The sequence below is a fragment of the Amycolatopsis sp. NPDC004747 genome, from assembly GCF_053601335.1.
The window spans coordinates 1-15,817 of record NZ_JBSGBQ010000014.1 but is presented as its reverse complement, the minus strand read 5'-3'; the positions used below and the strand labels follow the sequence as shown (position 1 = coordinate 15,817).

The 15,817-nt window shown below is 72.2% G+C and carries 15 protein-coding genes; 6 read left to right on the top strand and 9 right to left on the bottom strand.

Annotation, left to right across the window (positions count from 1 at the left end):
- Positions 1-284 precede the first annotated feature (284 nt).
- From ACWEGE_RS23200 to cofC, 3 genes are read right to left on the bottom strand one after another with little or no spacing between them, the layout of a single operon-like run.
- Positions 285-1,238, bottom strand: coding sequence for an NUDIX hydrolase (locus ACWEGE_RS23200; RefSeq protein ID WP_449662529.1), 954 nt, complete (start codon positions 1,236-1,238; stop codon positions 285-287).
- A complete protein-coding gene (locus ACWEGE_RS23195; RefSeq protein ID WP_449662528.1) occupies positions 1,235-3,601 on the bottom strand; it encodes an RNA degradosome polyphosphate kinase in 2,367 nt (788 codons plus the stop codon). Before ACWEGE_RS23195 ends, ACWEGE_RS23200 begins: the two co-directional genes overlap by 4 nt.
- On the bottom strand, positions 3,589-4,278 hold the full coding sequence (cofC, locus tag ACWEGE_RS23190; RefSeq protein WP_449662527.1) for a 2-phospho-L-lactate guanylyltransferase: 690 nt from the start codon (positions 4,276-4,278) through the stop codon (positions 3,589-3,591). Before cofC ends, ACWEGE_RS23195 begins: the two co-directional genes overlap by 13 nt.
- A gap of 375 nt (positions 4,279-4,653) precedes the next feature.
- On the opposite strand from cofC, the gene ACWEGE_RS23185 reads away from it, so the two are divergent.
- The 3 genes from ACWEGE_RS23185 (at position 4,654) to ACWEGE_RS23175 (ending at position 7,055) form a co-directional block, all read left to right on the top strand.
- Positions 4,654-5,373 carry a lysophospholipid acyltransferase family protein gene (locus ACWEGE_RS23185; RefSeq protein WP_449662526.1) on the top strand — a complete coding sequence of 240 codons (720 nt, stop codon included), beginning with the start codon at positions 4,654-4,656 and terminating at the stop codon, positions 5,371-5,373.
- Positions 5,373-6,389 (top strand): NAD(P)H-dependent glycerol-3-phosphate dehydrogenase, encoded by a 1,017-nt coding sequence (locus ACWEGE_RS23180; RefSeq protein ID WP_449662525.1) that lies wholly within the window; start codon positions 5,373-5,375, stop codon positions 6,387-6,389. The genes ACWEGE_RS23185 and ACWEGE_RS23180 overlap by 1 nt, the downstream gene beginning before the upstream one ends.
- 186 nt (positions 6,390-6,575) lie before the next feature.
- Complete coding sequence (locus tag ACWEGE_RS23175) at positions 6,576-7,055, top strand: cysteine dioxygenase (RefSeq protein WP_449662717.1); 480 nt, start codon at positions 6,576-6,578, stop codon at positions 7,053-7,055.
- 5 nt (positions 7,056-7,060) lie between these two features.
- On the opposite strand, the gene ACWEGE_RS23170 is transcribed toward ACWEGE_RS23175, so the two are convergent.
- The 5 genes from ACWEGE_RS23170 to ACWEGE_RS23150 all read right to left on the bottom strand — a co-directional run bounded on the left by ACWEGE_RS23170 (position 7,061) and on the right by ACWEGE_RS23150 (position 11,105).
- A complete protein-coding gene (locus ACWEGE_RS23170; RefSeq protein WP_449662524.1) occupies positions 7,061-8,044 on the bottom strand; it encodes an asparaginase in 984 nt (327 codons plus the stop codon).
- Positions 8,045-8,065: 21 nt separating this feature from the next.
- Positions 8,066-8,446 carry a VOC family protein gene (locus ACWEGE_RS23165; RefSeq protein WP_449662523.1) on the bottom strand — a complete coding sequence of 127 codons (381 nt, stop codon included), beginning with the start codon at positions 8,444-8,446 and terminating at the stop codon, positions 8,066-8,068.
- Between the two features lie 63 nt (positions 8,447-8,509).
- Positions 8,510-9,250, bottom strand: a complete 741-nt coding sequence (locus tag ACWEGE_RS23160; protein ID WP_449662522.1) for an FAD:protein FMN transferase — start codon at positions 9,248-9,250, stop codon at positions 8,510-8,512.
- Positions 9,247-9,750, bottom strand: coding sequence for an FMN-binding protein (locus ACWEGE_RS23155; RefSeq protein WP_449662521.1), 504 nt, complete (start codon positions 9,748-9,750; stop codon positions 9,247-9,249). Before ACWEGE_RS23155 ends, ACWEGE_RS23160 begins: the two co-directional genes overlap by 4 nt.
- 8 nt (positions 9,751-9,758) lie before the next feature.
- Entirely contained in the window at positions 9,759-11,105 is a 1,347-nt protein-coding gene (locus ACWEGE_RS23150; protein WP_449662716.1) for a ferredoxin reductase family protein, read from the bottom strand.
- Positions 11,106-11,252: 147 nt separating this feature from the next.
- Between ACWEGE_RS23150 and ACWEGE_RS23145 the strand changes: the two genes are divergently transcribed.
- Together ACWEGE_RS23145 and ACWEGE_RS23140 are read left to right on the top strand one after the other, a co-directional pair.
- Positions 11,253-11,966, top strand: a complete 714-nt coding sequence (locus ACWEGE_RS23145; protein WP_449662520.1) for a response regulator transcription factor — start codon at positions 11,253-11,255, stop codon at positions 11,964-11,966.
- A complete protein-coding gene (locus ACWEGE_RS23140) occupies positions 11,963-13,384 on the top strand; it encodes a sensor histidine kinase (RefSeq protein ID WP_449662519.1) in 1,422 nt (473 codons plus the stop codon). The genes ACWEGE_RS23145 and ACWEGE_RS23140 overlap by 4 nt, the downstream gene beginning before the upstream one ends.
- Here the strand turns inward: ACWEGE_RS23140 and ACWEGE_RS23135 are convergent.
- Complete coding sequence (locus tag ACWEGE_RS23135; RefSeq protein WP_449662518.1) at positions 13,356-14,012, bottom strand: pyridoxamine 5'-phosphate oxidase family protein; 657 nt, start codon at positions 14,010-14,012, stop codon at positions 13,356-13,358. The two genes, ACWEGE_RS23140 and ACWEGE_RS23135, sit on opposite strands and share 29 nt — an antisense overlap.
- Before the next feature lie 85 nt (positions 14,013-14,097).
- Between ACWEGE_RS23135 and pdxR the strand changes: the two genes are divergently transcribed.
- Complete coding sequence (pdxR, locus tag ACWEGE_RS23130; protein ID WP_449662517.1) at positions 14,098-15,462, top strand: MocR-like pyridoxine biosynthesis transcription factor PdxR; 1,365 nt, start codon at positions 14,098-14,100, stop codon at positions 15,460-15,462.
- Positions 15,463-15,817 lie beyond the last annotated feature (355 nt).

The following is a 15,817-nucleotide window of genomic DNA, read 5'->3' as shown; positions in this document are numbered from 1 at the left end:
GGAAAGCGTGCCTTGACCCGGCACCACCGGCCGTGTGCTGGCTTCGGATCGGGGTGGGGGGAGGTCTGGGTGTTGTGCGGGTCCGGGTGCCCGCGTGCCGTTTAGGCCGGTGAGGAAGCTTTCGTTCGCGCCGGTGAGGCAGTTGAAAGGGCGCTCCGACTTTGCTGGAAAACTCCCCCGCCCTCCCAGGGGGGCGTCCCCGGTTCCAGTCTATCGGCGCCCACCGACAAAACTGCCTGCGCACAGGGGGTTGTCCACAGCTGAGGGGACTTGTGGACGCCGGCTCAGGAGTGGCTGGGGGAGGGGGCCGGGAGGGCGCTCGAGTGGTAGTCCGCCGCCAGGAGGAGGGGGCCCTCCGTGGCCGTTGGTGGGCGGAATGACAACACCCAGAACGACCCCTTCTTGCTCGGGACCACTCCGCCCCGCGCGGCCGAAAGTTCCACTCCGTCGCGGTCCGCCAGTGCGCTCACCAGGTCCGGGATCACTCCGCCCTGGCTGGACACCACCGATGTCCCGCCGTCTCCGGCCACCGCCAAGAGCCTTGCCAAGCCCAGGACCGGGTCCGGCCAGTAGCCCTCCTCGGAGAACAGCGGCTCGTGGCGGACCTCGGCCTCGATGTCCTCCGCCACGCCGTGGACCGTCTGCACGCAGCGCAGCCGTGGCGCCGACAGCACCCGGTCCGGGCCGAACAAGCGCAGTACCCGGCGCAGGGCCGCCGCCTGGCGGCGGCCCGCCTCCGACAGCGGCCGGAGGTCGTCGTCGCCCGACCACTCGTCGCGCTTGCCCGCCTTTGCGTGCCGTACCAGCAACAGCGTCGTCAAGCCCACCGGGAGTTCGCAGAACGCCCGCAGCACCCGGACGTCCTCCGGGCGGGTCAGCAGCTTTTCCGCCGCCGTCGGGGCCAGCCAGCGCAGCTCGTCGACTTCGTCGTTCGCCGCGAACTCGCCGGACACCGCTTCCGCCGCGAAGTAGTCGACCGTCTTCGGCACCGTGCCGGAGCCGTTGCGCGACGGCACCGGGTACGCCGTCCGGGCCAGGTAACGGCCCAGGACCGCGGTGAACCCGGTCTCCTCCCGCACTTCGCGGACCGCTGCCTCGGCGGTCGTCTCGCCCGCGTCGAGCTTCCCCTTCGGCAACGACCAGTCGTCGTACCGCGGGCGGTGCACCAGCGCGACTTCCGTCGCGCCCCCGGCGACGCGCCACAGCACCGCGCCGGCCGCCCGTACCTCCTGGGTCATCCGGCGGCCCCGTGCAGCTTCGCCAGCTCGAGCTGGTGGTCACGCACGCGCGAGCCGTCGGCCGGGAACGGCGACCACTCGCCGCTCGCGGTCAGCACCCAGCAGCGCGTCTCCGGGTCCAGGGCCGAATCGAAGATGTTGTCGAGCTGCGCGGTCAGCTTCGGGTCCTTGACGCGCACCAGCGCCTCGATCCGCCTGTCCAGGTTGCGGTGCATCATGTCCGCGCTGCCGATCCAGTGCGTGCCGCCGGCGCGGAAGTTGAAGATCCGCGAGTGCTCCAGGAACCGGCCGAGGATCGACCGGACGTGGATGTTCTCCGACAGCCCCTCGACGCCGGGCTTGAGCGTGCAGATCCCGCGCACCACGATCTCGACCGGCACGCCGGCCTGCGACGCGTGGTAGAGCGCGTCGATGACCTGCTCGTCGACCAGCGAGTTGCACTTGATCCGGATACCGGCTTGCTGCCCGGCCCGCGCGAGCTCGATCTCCTCGCCGATCGCGCGCACGATGCCGCGCCGGATGCCGTGCGGCGAGGTCAGGATCGTCCGGTAGGTGTCCTGCCGCGAGTAGCCGGTCAGCACGTTGAACAGGTCCGTGACGTCCGCGCCGATGCTCGGGTCGGCGGTGAACAGGCCGATGTCCTCGTAGAGCCGCGCCGTCTTCGGGTTGTAGTTGCCGGTGCCGATGTGGCAGTAGCGCCGGATCGTCGAGCCCTCCTGGCGCACGATCATCGACACCTTGCAGTGCGTCTTCAGCCCGACCAGGCCGTACACGACGTGCACGCCAGCGCGCTCCAGCGTCCGCGCCCAGGTGATGTTCGCCTGCTCGTCGAAGCGGGCCTTGATCTCCACCAGCGCGACGACCTGCTTGCCCGCCTCCGCGGCGTCGATCAGCGCGTCGACGATCGGGGAGTCACCGGACGTCCGGTACAGCGTCTGCTTGATCGCGAGGACCTTCGAGTCGGCCGCCGCCTGCTCGATGAACCGCTGCACGCTCGTCGAGAACGAGTCGTACGGGTGGTGCACCAGCACGTCGCCCTCACGCAGCGTCGCGAAGACGCTCTTGGGCGTCTCACGCTCGCCGAACGCCGGGTGCGTCGCCGGCACGAACGGCCGGTCCTTCAGCTCCTTGCGGTCCACTGCGGACAGCTGGTGCAGGCAGGTCAGGTCAAGCAGCCCGGGCACCTCGACGACGTCCGCCGGGTCGACGTCCAGCTCGCGCAGCAGCAGCTCGAGCATGTGCTCGCTCATGTCCTGCGCGACCTCGAGGCGCACCGGCGGGCCGAACCGGCGCTGCGCCAGCTCGCGTTCGAGCGCCTGCAGCAGGTCTTCGTCGCGGTCCTCGTCGACCTCGAAGTCGGCGTTGCGGGTGACGCGGAAGACGTGGTGCTCGGTGACGTCCATGCCGGTGAACAGCTCACCCAGGTGGGCGGAGATGAGCTCTTCGAGCGGGAGGAACGTCGCCGTGCGGCTGGTGCGCTCGGTCTCGACGCGCATCAGGCGCGGCACGTTGCTCGGCACCTTCACCCTGGCGAAGCGCTCGGTGCCGCCTTCCGGGTCGCGGACCGTCACCGCGAGGTTGAGCGAAAGGCCCGAGATGTAGGGGAACGGGTGCGCCGGGTCGACGGCCAGCGGCGTCAGGACCGGGAAGATCTGCTCGGAGAAGTAGCTCGACAGCCGGAGCTGGTCGGCGCCGGCGAGGTCGGCCCAGCCGACGATGTGGATGTCCTGCTCGGCCAGCTGCGGGCGCAGGTGCTTCTCGAAGGCGCCGGTCTGCCGCTCGACGAGGTCCTGGTTGCGCTTGGCGATGTAGCCGAGCTGCTCACGCGGGGTGAGGCCGTCCGCGCTGCGCACCATCAGGCCGGTCTCGTCGCGGCGCTTGAGGCCGGCGACGCGGACCATGTAGAACTCGTCCAGATTGGACGCGAAGATGGCGAGGAACTTCGCCCGCTCCAGCAGCGGCTGCGACTCGTCCTCGGCCAGCGCGAGCACGCGCGCGTTGAAGTCCTGCCACGACAGCTCGCGGTTGAAGTAGCGGTCGTCGGGCAGCGTCTCGACGGCGGTCGGCGCGGTGGTGACCGCGGGCGGCGCCGAGGGAACGGCCCGGAACTCTTCGGCCGCGCGCGCGTTGCCCTGCGTGGAGCTGCGGCGCCGCGTCGACGGCGGGGTGGCCGCCGCGGCCGTGGTCTTGCGGGTTCTGGCCTTGCCGGCGGTGGCACGGGCGGCGGTGTCGCGCGCGGTCGACTTCGACGGGGCCTTCTTGGCGGTGGTCGTCTTCTTCGCCGCCTCCGGAGATCCGGTGGCCGGGTTCCTTCGCCTCCGCGGTGCGGGCGTGCCGCCGTCGTCTGTGCTCACGGCCCCCATTCTTCACTACCCGACGCGGAATTGCGCAGGCCGCGGTGAAGGTCAGATGAACAGCTCAGCGCGGGCGCGCGGAGGTGGGCGGCGGTGTGTTTTCCGACACCGAGGGTGTGGACGTGGGCGAGATCGTCCGGGGTGTCGACGTCGCTGCGGAGGGTGGGGAGTGCTTGCGCGAGGGCGATGGCCCCGGACGCGGCGTGGTGCCGCGCCGAGCCCGGCCCGAAGCGGGGATCGAGGGGCTCGCCGGCGGCGGCCAGCAGCAGGGTGGTGCCGGTGCCCTGGCGATCGGCGACGAAGGCCCGGCGGCCGGCCGCCTCGGCGAGTGCGGCGGTGAGATCGCCGGCGCGCAGGGCGGGGAGGTCGGCTTGGAGGGCGCCGACGACGGCGCCGGGATCATCGGCTTTGAGCAGGGCTTCGCCGTGGCGGAAGGCGGCGTTGAGGGACTTTTCGGCCGGTTCGGCGACGATCTCGACGCCGAGCTCGCCGAGCTCTTCCACGGCGCCCGGATCGGCGGCGACGAGCAGGACGCGCCTGACCTGCGCACTCGACACGACGGCGGTGAGTGTGTCCTTGGCGAGGGCGAGCACCAGGCCGGGGTGGTGGGCGTGTTCGACGGCACCCCGCAGCCGCGACTTGCCGTCGCGGGGGTGTTTCAGGGGTACGACCAGGTCCACGTCCACGTGTCCATCTTTACCCGAAAGCCGGGGAGGGCGGTTGCCGGCGGGCGGGTTGTCCACAGGTGACGCGGGTTGTGGACAGGTTCGGGGTGGTGGGGGCTTCGGGCGGGGGTTTTGTCGGGTGGGGGCGATAGCGTCGAAATCGGGGGTGCCCTGTGGGGGGATGGTGGCCCCCTTGGGAGGGCGGGCTGTGTGTGGAAGCCGGGCTGTGTGTGGAGGCCGGCTTGGCCGGGCAAGGCGCCGGAGCGGCTCGGCCTGGCCACCCGAGCGCCTCGGCCTGGTCATGACCCCCGCCGCCGCCGCGGGCCGACCCGTGGAACCGACCCTCCCTGGACTGGTCCGAGCCCGGCGCGGCAGGATCACCCCCGGACGTGACGTGTGGAGGAGGAGATCGTGGCCCGGCGTGAGAAGGGCGGCTTTTGGGTGGGGCTCGCCGCCGTACTGTTCTACCCGCTCACCCACATCGGGCGGCGGGTCTACGTCGGGGCCGAGAAGATCCCGCGGCAGGGGCCGGCCCTGCTCGTCATGAACCACATCTCGCACTTCGACCCCGCCGTCGACGCCGTGTTCGTGCACCGGCAGAAGCGGGTTCCGCGGTTCCTCTTCAAAGAGAGCCTGACGCGCGCGCCGATCCTCGGCCCGATCGTCTCCGGGTCCGGGCAGATCCCCGTCTCGCGGGGCTCGGCCGCCGCCGGGGACAGCCTGAAGGCGGCCCACCAGGCCCTCGAAGAAGGCAAGATCGTCGTCATCTACCCCGAAGGCACCATCACCAAGGACCCCGACGGCTGGCCGAAGGAGTCCTTCACCGGCGCCGCGCGGCTCGCGCTGCAGAACGACGTCCCCGTCATCCCGGTCGCCCGGTGGGGCACCAGCCAGATCTTCAACGGCTACACCAAGAAGTTCACGCCGTTCCCGCGCAAGACGATCACCCACTCCGTCGGCGACCCGCTCGACCTGTCCGCCTACCGCGGCGGCAACACGCGCAGCGCCACGAAGCTGCGCGAGGTCACCAAGGTCATGATGGACGAGGTGACCCGGCTCCTCGCCGAGATCCGGCACGAGGAACCGCCGTCGGCCAAGCCCGGGGACCCCGCCTGATGCGCGCCGACGTGCAGCGGGTCACCGTGCTCGGCGCCGGCTCCTGGGGTACCGCCTTCGCCAAGGTCCTCGGCGACGCCGGGCGGGACGTCACGATGTGGGCGCGCCGGGAACAGGTCGCCGAGGACATCCGGGACCGGCACACCAACAGCGCCTACCTGCCCGGTGTGGACCTGCCGGAGAACATCACCGCGACGAGCGATCCGGCGAAGGCGCTCGAAAACGCCGAAGCCGTCGTCCTGGCCGTGCCCAGCCAGAGCCTGCGGGCGAACCTGACCGCGTGGCGCGGGCTGCTGCCGGAAGACGCGATCCTCGTCAGCCTCGCCAAGGGCGTCGAGCTCGGCACGCTCAAGCGGATGAGCGAGGTGATCGGCGAGATCGTCGGAATCGACCCCAACGAGGTCGTCGTCGTCACCGGGCCGAACCTGGCCAAGGAGATCGCCGCCGGGCAGCCGTCCGCCTCCGTGCTCGCCTGCGCCGACCACGAACGCGCCGTCGCGGTCCAGCGCGCGTGCGCCAACTCCTACTTCCGCCCGTACACCAACACCGACGTCGTCGGCTGCGAGCTCGGCGGAGCCTGCAAGAACGTCATCGCGCTCAGCACCGGGATGGCCGCCGGCCTCGGCCTCGGCACCAACACGATGGCGACGCTCATCACCCGCGGCCTGGCCGAGATGGCCCGGCTCGGCGCGAAGCTGGGCGCCGACCCGCTGACCTTCGCCGGGCTCGCCGGCGTCGGCGACCTGGTCGCGACCTGCTCTTCGCCGCTTTCGCGCAACCGCACCTTCGGTGAACGCCTCGGCCGCGGGGAGACCCTCGAACAGGCGCAGGCGGCGGCCGGCGGGCAGGTCGCCGAGGGCGTCATGTCGTGCTCGTCGATCCGGGCGCTCGCGCAGAGCGTCGGTGTCGACATGCCGATCACCGACGCCATGCACCGCGTCTGCCACGAAGGTGTCGACCCGCGCCGGGCCGGCGCCGAGCTGCTCGGGCGGTCCCAGAAGCACGAGTGGTCCTGATCTCCCGTCAGGTGGGACGTCTTGACCGCGCGGGACGCGGCTGCGACTCTGGTCGCATGTTCGCGCACGCCATGTCCGAGTCGAGGGGCCTCATGGGCCTCCGCTCCGCCGTGCGCGCGTGTCGCTGTTGTCGGTGAACCCAGCCCCGGCCCAGCTCGACACCCTTTCTTCTCCGTGAGGACCGTCATGTTCGCCGTTCCGGACAACACCCTGCTGCGTCCCGAAAACCCCGCGCTGCGCCACCCGGTGCGCGTCGCCCTCGAGGTCGCCGCCGACCGCGACCGCTGGAAGCACCTCCTGCGCTACGACCCCGACGAGCGGTTCGCGGCGCTGGTGTCGAAGGACGAGCGGCAGGAGGTGTGGCTGATGAGCTGGCTGCCCGGCCAGCGCACCGACCTGCACGACCACGCGTTCGCCAGCGGCGCGTTCACCGTGGTCGGCGGCCACCTCACCGAAGCCGTGGCGCGCCGCGCGCCGGACGGCCGCGCGGTCACCGAGCTGCACGCCCTCTCCGCCGGGCAGTCCCGGGTGTTCGGGCCCGGGTACGTGCACGAGGTCCGCAACGACGGGCCCGACCCGGCGATCTCCGTCCACGTCTACCGCGACGCCGGCCGCGCGATGCGCCCGTACCACCTGGACCCGGTCGACGGCCCGGTCCCGGGCTGATCCGCTCAGTCCAGGTCGCCGCGAGCCCGGAACTCCCGCTCGATCCGGGACCGGTCCGCGCCGGCGGCCAGCAGCGCGTGCAGCAGGATCCGCGACTTCCGGGCGTCCAGCCAGCCCGCCATGGTCGCGCCCAGCGCGATCAGGCTCGACTCGGAGCCGTGGAAGCCGTACGTCGAGCGCAGCGTGGGGCCCGCCCCGGTCCGCGAAGCGACGACCACCGGCAGCGACGACACCAGACCGGCGATCACGTCGGCGGTGCCGGCCGAGACGTGCCCCACACCCGAAGCGGCGACCACGACACCGCGCACTCCGGGCTGTGTGGCCACGGAAGAAAGCACCGCGCCCGAGTCGTCCAGGCCGGCTTCCACGATGGGGACCAGCCCGCCGAAGTCGTCGCCTTCGAGAGCGGGCAGCCGCGGCGGTGACGGGTGGAACCAGTGCACCGCGTGCTCGACGACCATGCCCAGTGGTCCCGCCGGCGCCGAGGAGAACGCTTCCAGGTGGCTCGAATGCGCCTTCCGCACCCAGCGCGCGGCGTGGACGTCGTCGTTGAGCGTGACCAGCACACCGCGGCCGCGGCTGCGCGGATCGGCCGCGACGGTGAGGGCGTTGCGCAGGTTGGCCGGACCGTCCGGGCTGAACAGGCCCGCGTTGCGCATGGCCCCGGTGATCACCACCGGCACGTCCGACGGCCAGTGCAGGTCCAGGAAGTACGCCGTTTCTTCCAGGGTGTCGGTGCCCTGGACGACGACGAAGCCGTCGGCGTCCTGGCGCAGGCCCCATTCGCGGCAGCGCAGCAGCGTCGCGAAGTCCAGTGACGCGCTGCCGATCCCGGCCAGCGTCTCGGCCAGGACGTCCATCGGCACGTCGCCGAGCCCGCCGAGCAGCTCGGCCGCGCCGAACCGCGGGACCGCCCCGCCGTCGCCGTCGACCGGGGCCATCGAGATGGTGCCGCCCAGCGTGGCGACGGCGATCAGGGGACGGACCATGCCGCCACCCTATTCAGCCGGTCACGACGTCGCCGCGCGCTCGGCCGCGCTCCTCAGCACGCAGAACTCGTTGCCCTCCGGGTCGGCCAGCACCGCCCAGCCCGTGCCGTCCGGCTTGCGGAGGTCGTTCACCAGCGTCGCGCCGAGGCCGAGCAGCCGCGAGACCTCCTCGTCGCGCGGGATGTCCGGCTGCAGGCACAGGTGGAGGCGGTTCTTCACCGTCTTCGGCTCCGGGACCCGCAGGAACAGCAGCGTCGTGCCGTCGTTGAGCTCGAAGCCCACCTCGTCGTCGCCCGGGGCGTCGGTGTCCGGGATCGGCTTGCCCGTCACCTGGCTCCAGAACTCGCACAGCCGGTACGGGTCGGCGCAGTCGACGGACACGTTCAGCACGGACGACGGCATGGCACTCCTCGAGGTCGGGTGCCGCCGAGTCTGGCGCAGCCGCGGCCGGGAGGGCGAACCGATTTACGACGCCAGCGCCAGCCCCGCCGTCCGGTGCACGCGGCGGCTGTCGTCGACGATGAGGATCTCGCAGTCCGGCCGGTCGGCCGCCCAGGTGATGCCCTCCGCGCCCATCGCGAACGCCGCCGTGGCCAGCGCGTCCGCCGTCACCAGGTCGCCGGCCACCACGGTCACGCTCATCAAGCCCGTCGCCGGCGTTCCCGAACGGCCGTCGAGGATGTGGGAGCCGCGCTCGTAGGCCGCCGACGTCGCGATCGCGCCGTTGCGCGACTCCAGGACCGCGCACACCGCCAGGGGCTGCTCGGGGTGGCGCACCCCGACCCGCCACGGACGGCCCGGCTCCGGCTCGCCGGCGGTGACGACGTCGCCGCCGGCGTTGAGGCAGAACGTCGTCGCGCCCTCGGCCTTCAGCATGTCGGCCGCGCGCTGCACCGCCCAGCCCTTCACCACCGCGCACGGGTCGAGGCCGCGGCCGGGCATCCGCGCGCGGAACGCGCCGCCGGAGAGCTGCTCGTAGTACGCGCAGAGCTCCAGCACCTCGATGAGGTCGTCGCTCAGCTCGGCGGCCGTCAGCTCGCCGCGGTCGTACCGGCTCACCTCGCTGTCGTCGCGGAACGGGCTGAAGCGGGCGTCGACGTCCCGGAACCACGCGAAGACGTCGTCGACGACCTCGGCGAAGTCGCCCTCGTCCCGCAGGTCGAGCGAGATCGGCAGGCCCATCACCTGCTCGACGCGGTTCGTCATCGCTGCTTCTCCCTAGCGTCGATCGCGGCCTGGAGTGACGTCTTGTACGACTCGCTGGTCTCGGTGGCGCCGGTCACCGTGTCGATCTGGGCGCTCTGCGCCTTGATCGCCTCCTCCTGCAGCTTCGGGAGCGCGGTGAGCGAGCGGCCGCCGTCCGGGGCCTGCAGCAGGGTGATGACGGCCAGCCGCGAGCCGGTGAACGTCACCTGCACCTGCACGGTGCCGTACCGGCTCGACTCGGCGCTGCCCTGCGTGGTCACCGTCTCGTTCGCGGTGTCCCGGGTGGCCGGAGCCTCCGAAGTGGACGGAGCGGGCGCGCCGGACGAAGTGGCCGGCGCCGCCGGGGTGTCCGGGGGAGCGGCCGATGTGGACGGTGCGGTGACGGCCGGTGGCGGCGCCTGCGCGACGGTGGCCGTCTTGTGCACCGGCCCCGGCTCGAACCGCCAGACCGAGATGAACCCGGCGATCGACAGCGCGACGACGAAAATGGTCTTCTTCACAGCATCCCCTAGGCCGCAAGGCTGAAACGTTCGGCGTGGACCTGGGCGTTCGGCACCTTCAGCTCGCGCAGGCTGCGCAGCACGGCCGAGGTCATCCCCGGCGGCCCGCAGACGAACACGTCCCGCTCGTGCACGTCCGGCACCATCATGTGCAGGTTCGCCGGCCCGAGCATCACCCCGCGCGGCCCGACCGCCTGGTCCGGTCCGGTGAGGACGCTCACGCTGGCGCCGCGCGCCTTGGCCAGCTCGTTGAGCTCCGGCAGCAGCACCGCGTCGGTCTGGGACCGCACCCGGTACAGCACGACGACGTGGCCTTCGATGTCCTCCAGCAGCGCGCGGATCGGCGTGATCCCGACCCCGCCCGCCACGAGCAGCGCGTTGGGCCGCCGCTGGTGGATCGTCGTGAAGGCGCCGTACGGTCCTTCGGCGAACACGCGCGTCCCGACGCGCAGGTTGCGCAGCCCGGCGCTGGAATCGCCGAGCGCCTTCGCGGTCAGCCGCAGGGAACGGCCGTCGGGTGCGGCCGAAAGCGAGAAGGGATTGGCCTGCCACCAACGGTCCTTGGTCAGGAACCGCCACAGGAAGAACTGTCCCGCCTTGGCCGGCAGCTTGTCCAGGTGCTTGCCGGACATGTACACCGAAACGACGTCCGGGGACTCGGAAACCACGGCCGTGACGCGCAACTGGTGCCGCAGGTTCCGCCACAGCGGCAGCACGACGCGCCCGGCGAGCACGGCCGCGCCGGCGCCGAGCCAGAGCGTCCACCAGTACGCCTTCGCCTGCTCCGAGCCGGCGAACGACTGGCCCAGCGCGATCTGGTGCGTGAAGGCCAGCAGGACCGCGGCGTAGGTGTAGAGGTGGATGAAGTGCCACGTCTCGTAGGCGAGCCGCTTGCGCGCGAACTTGGCCGAAGCGGCACCGACGATGAGGATCACGGCGAAGGCGACCAGTGCCCGCAGGATCCCTTCGAGCGTGTTGGCCATCTCGACCAGCTCGTCGACGACACCCTTGTCCGAAACCTCCGCGTAGCCCATGGTGATGAACACCAGGTGCGCCAGCAGGGTCCAGAGGATCGTGAAGCCGGTCCACCGGTGCCACGTGGTCAGCCGGTCCATCCCGAGCCGGCGGTCCAGCCAGGGCAGCCGGGCCACCAGCAGCAGCTGGAACGCCATCGCCAGCGCGCCGTACAGGCCGGCCAGCCTGCCGATGGTGATCAGCACGTTCTGCGAAACCCCGGCCTGGACGAACAGGACGGTGACGGCGGCCACGTTGGCGCCGATGAAGAGGAAAAGGCCGGATTTCGCGGCGATCCGGGGGCGGATCGCCGGGCGCGCGGCCTCGGCGGTCTGCGTCATGGTGGTCACACGGATCCCCCTTCGGTTCGGTTCACGAAGGCCAGCCTCGCCGCCCGTCCTGTGGCGAGTCTGGGTGCCGGCTGTCGGATTCCTGTCGGCCGCCGCCCGCGGTCGCCCACCAGGGCCGCGCCGGGAGAAGATGCAGGGGTGCAGACCCCCGACCCCGTGCGCCTGCTCGTCGTCGACGACGAGCCGCACATCGCCGACCTCGTCGCCACCGTCGCCCGCTACGAGGGCTGGCAGGCGGTCACGGCCGGCACCGGGCAGGCCGCGCTGAACCGGGCCGCGGAGTTCGGGCCGGACATCGTCGTGCTCGACCTGATGCTGCCCGACTTCGACGGCTTCACCGTGCTCGACCGCCTGCGGGCGGGCGGCAACGCGGTGCCCGTGGTGTTCCTCACGGCCAAGGACGCGACGGCCGACCGGATCGCCGGGCTCACCCGCGGGGGTGACGACTACCTCGTGAAACCGTTCTCGGTCGAGGAGCTGATGGCGCGGCTGCGGGCGGTGCTGCGGCGCAGCGCCGGCCTCGCGCACCAGCCCGAGGCGCGCGGCGCCGTGCTGCGCGTCGGCGACCTGACCCTGGACGAGGACACCCGCGAGGTCCGCCGCGGCGACGTCCTGGCCGAGCTGACGCCGACCGAGTACGAGCTGCTGCGCTACCTCATGCGCCGCTCGCCCGCGGTGCTGACCAAGGCGCAGATCCTCGACCACGTCTGGGAGTACGACTTCGGCGGCCGGTCCAATGTGGTCGAACTGGTGATTTCGCACCTGCGCCGCAAGGTCGACGCGGGCGAGGGCGAGCCGCTGATCCACACCGTCCGCGGCGTCGGGTACGTCGTGCGGCAGGCGCACCGGTGAAGGGCTTCTTCCCCCGGTGGTACGGCGCCTGGCAGCGCACCCGGCTGGGCACCCGGATCACCCTCGGCCTCGGCGCGCTCGCGCTGGTGGTGTTCGCGGCCGTCGGCGTCACGACGGTCGGGATCATGCACGGCTACCTCGACCGGCGGCTCGACGAGCAGCTGTCCAAGAGCCAGAACACCCAGCTGCCGCTGCTGCGCGAAACGCACGGCTCGCCGCAGTCGGTGTACTCGTGGTACTCGGCGCTGTACAAGGTGCAGGGCGGGGTCGCCGTCCCCGAGCCCGGCGGCCGGCTGCCGGGCGATGCCACGCAGCTGGCGAAGATCGCCGCCGAGGCGGTGACCGGCGACGTCACCCGGAACATCCACCTGCGCGACGACGGCCCGTACCGGGTGCGCGCCTGCCCGGTGGACACCGACTCGGTGCTGCTGTCGGCGGCGCCGCAGCGGGACCTCGAGGGCACCGTCCAGCAGCTGATCTGGGTCGAGGTCGGCGCGTTCGCGCTCGCGCTGGCCGTGCTGGTGATCGTGGGACGGCTGGTGCTGCGCCGCGGCCTGCGCCCGCTGGCCGACATGGCCGGCACCGCGCACGACATCGCCTCGCACGACCTCACCGCGAACCCCGACCTGCCGGTGCGCGCGGCGGGCACCGGCGGCGGCGCCGAGGTCGACGAGCTGCGGACGGCGTTCAACGTGATGCTGGCCCACATCGACACCTCGCTGGCCGCGAAGACCGAGGCCAACGAGCGGCTGCGCCGGTTCGTCGCGGACGCCTCCCACGAGCTGCGGACCCCGCTGACGTCGATCCGCGGGTACGCCGACCTCTTCCGCTACGCCGCGGCGAACGAGCCGGCGGAGCGCGAGGCGCACCTGGCGAAGATCCGCGAAGAGACCGCGCGGATGACCGTGCTCGTCGACGACCTCCTGCTGCTGGCCCGGCTCGACGCGCGGGCCGCCGAGACGCCGCTGCGGCCCGAGCGCGTCGACCTGGCCGAGCTGGCCGGGGACGCGGCGGACGCGTTCGCCGCCGGACGGCCCGACCACCCGCTGACGTCGTCGCTCGCGACGGCGTTCGTCGACGCCGACCCGGTGCGGCTGCGGCAGGTGCTGGACAACCTGCTGGCCAACGCGGCCGTGCACACCCCGCCGGGAACGTCGGTGCACGTCTCGGTGGCGGCTGCGGGTGGTGACGCCGTGGTGCAGGTGACCGACACCGGGCCCGGGATCGCGGCGGGCGACCAGGAGCGGATCTTCGACCGGTTCTTCCGCGTCGACGACTCCCGCACCCGCGGCCACGGCGGCACCGGGCTCGGGCTGTCGGTGGTCCAGTCCCTGGTCACGGCGCACGGCGGCACGGTGTCGGTGGCTTCGGTGCCGGGTCGGACGACCTTCAGCGTGCGGTTGCCGCTCGCGCGGTGACGTGCTCCGGGGTGGTCCAGCCCGCGGGGAGGTCCTCCGACGGCTCGGGTTCGCCGTAGACGGTCCGGACCGGCAGGACGCCCGCCCAGGAGGTGTCCGCTTCGACGTCCTCGGGTTCGTCGTCCGGGCCTTCGGCGCGCATCTTCACCGACGCCTCGGCGAGGTCCAGCGCGAGCACGGACACCGCGGCGAACTCCTTGGCGTTGACCTCGCGCGCGTGCTCCCACGAGCCCGGCGCGAGGTGGTCGGTGAGCACCTTCAGGCCGTGCATCTTCGCCTCGGCGTCGAGGACCGGCTTCGCCTGGCCGAGGATGACGGCGCTGCGGTAGTTCATCGAGTGGTTGTTGACCGAGCGCGAGTAGACGATGCCGTCGAGGAGCGTCACCGTCACGCAGACGTCGAGGCCGTGCGCGGCGGTGCGGAGGCTGGCGGCGCCGGTCGAACCGTGCAGGTAGAGCGTGTCGCCGTCGCGGCCGTAGCCGGTGGGGAGGACCAGCGGCACGCCGTCGCGGACGATCCCGAGGTGGCAGACGAGCCCTTCGTCGAGGACGGCGTGCAGCGCGGAGCGGTCGGTCACGGCGCGGTGCTTCTTGCGGCCGAGCGTGGTGCGGGGCGTGGTCGACAACATGCGACCAGCGTCTCCCGGATCAGTGGCCTGGGAAAACGGCCACTTCTCGTACACTTGGGAAGTCCACCCTCGTCGGGGAGGTCCCGTGTCCGACACCGCGCTCCCGGTCAGCCTCGACCGTTCGGCGGTGACGCCGCTGGCCGTCCAGCTGGCGGACGCCCTGCGCGAAGCCGCGGCGAGCGGCCACCTGCGCGGCGGCGACCGGCTGCCTTCGACGAGGGCGCTGGCCGGACGCCTCGGCGTCAGCCGCACGGTGACGTCGGCGGCGTACGAGCAGCTGCACGCCGAGGGCTGGATCGCCGGCCGGCACGGCTCCGGCACGTACGTGACGACTCCGCCGTCCTCCTCGGCTTCGGCGGTTCCCGCGCCCGCCTCGCCGGCACCCGAGGCCGCTGCGCCGTCGCTGCTGGACCTCAGCCCGGGAACGCCGTGGGCGGCCGGGCTGGACCGTGCGGCCTGGCGGCGCGCCTGGCGGGCGGCGGCCGACCCCGAGCCGCTGGTGCGCGCCCACCGGGCGGGGCTGCCGGAGTACCGCGCGGCGGTGTCGGAGCACCTGCTGCGCCACCGGGGTCTCGCGGCCGGTTCGGTGCTGGCGACCGGCGGGACGACGGCGGCGGTGGTGGAGCTGGCCGCGGCGGTGCTGGAGCGGGGAGATGTCGTCGCCGTCGAAGAGCCGGGCTACCAGCGTGCGGTGCAGGCGTTCCTCCGCGCGGGCATGCGGGTGGTGGGGGTGCCGGTGGACGACGAAGGGCTGCGGCCGTCCGCGATTCCGGCGGGCGCGCGGGCGGTGTACTGCTCGCCGGCCCACCAGTACCCGATGGGCAGCAGGCTGAGCGCGGCCCGCCGGGTCTCGCTGGTGGAGCGGGCGCGTTCGGCGGGCATGCTGGTCATCGAGGACGACTACGACGGCGAGCTGCGGTTCGACGTGGCGCCGCTGCCGATGCTGGCTTCGCTGGCGCCGGACGTGGTGGCGCACCTGGGGACCACGTCGAAGATCCTGACGCCGACCTTGGGCGCGGGCTGGATGGTGGCGCCGGAGGCGATCACGTCGGCGGTGCTGGCGTACCGGGATCTGACTGGGACACGGCCTTCGCCGGCGGGGCAGCGGGTGTTGTACGAATTCGCGCGAAACGGGGATCTGGGCCGTCACCTGCGGAAACTCCGTCGCGAGATGGCCGAGCGGCGGACTCTTCTGGCGGGGGCGTTGTCGGCGGCCGGGGTGCCGGTGCGGGGGGACGACGCGGGGGCGCATCTTGTGGTGCCGTTTTCGTCGGCTGAGGTGGAGGCGTCGGTGATCGCCGCGGCCGAGCGGCGGGGGATCCGGTTGGACGGGCTGGCGCGGCACTTTGCCGGTTCGCCTTCGGCTCATGGGGTGGCAATCGGGTACGCCGGGTGTTCGCGGGAGGCCTTGGTGGCGGCCTTGCCGGTGTTGGTGGGTTTGCTGCGGTGAGGTAATGCGTAACTCGGTTGGTGGCCGGGTGATTGCCCCAAATCACGGAGCTGGGTGGTCATCCCGTCGCCTGAGGCCGTCAAATCACTTTGAGCCGGGCCCGCAACGCACAGTGCAGCGTGGGGTTTCGGCGCAAGCTTGCGGGCCCGGCTCAAAGTGATAGGCCTCAATCAGGCGACGGGATGACCACCCAGCGGCCCACCTCCAGAAGGCGAGGTGGCAGCGGCAGGTGTGGTCATCCCAGAGCCTGCCCGTCCGGCCAATACCGCTAAGTTAGTGGGCGGGGTCGAGGAGCTTTATGCGTGCCAGTTCGGTGTATGTCGTGGTGTGATGGTGTGCTTTCTTGGTTGCGTAG

Bases quoted from the DNA above. Each gene is read 5' to 3' on its own strand.
- ACWEGE_RS23180 (WP_449662525.1), top strand. From the start codon at position 5,373: ATGCGCGCCGACGTGCAGCGGGTCACCGTGCTCGGCGCCGGCTCCTGG.
- ACWEGE_RS23150 (WP_449662716.1), bottom strand. From the start codon at position 11,105: ATGACGCAGACCGCCGAGGCCGCGCGCCCGGCGATCCGCCCCCGGATC.
- ACWEGE_RS23165 (WP_449662523.1), bottom strand. From the start codon at position 8,446: ATGCCGTCGTCCGTGCTGAACGTGTCCGTCGACTGCGCCGACCCGTAC.
- ACWEGE_RS23135 (WP_449662518.1), bottom strand. From the start codon at position 14,012: ATGTTGTCGACCACGCCCCGCACCACGCTCGGCCGCAAGAAGCACCGC.
- ACWEGE_RS23175 (WP_449662717.1), top strand. From the start codon at position 6,576: ATGTTCGCCGTTCCGGACAACACCCTGCTGCGTCCCGAAAACCCCGCG.
- ACWEGE_RS23160 (WP_449662522.1), bottom strand. From the start codon at position 9,250: ATGACGAACCGCGTCGAGCAGGTGATGGGCCTGCCGATCTCGCTCGAC.
- ACWEGE_RS23195 (WP_449662528.1), bottom strand. From the start codon at position 3,601: ATGGGGGCCGTGAGCACAGACGACGGCGGCACGCCCGCACCGCGGAGG.
- ACWEGE_RS23200 (WP_449662529.1), bottom strand. From the start codon at position 1,238: ATGACCCAGGAGGTACGGGCGGCCGGCGCGGTGCTGTGGCGCGTCGCC.
- ACWEGE_RS23170 (WP_449662524.1), bottom strand. From the start codon at position 8,044: ATGGTCCGTCCCCTGATCGCCGTCGCCACGCTGGGCGGCACCATCTCG.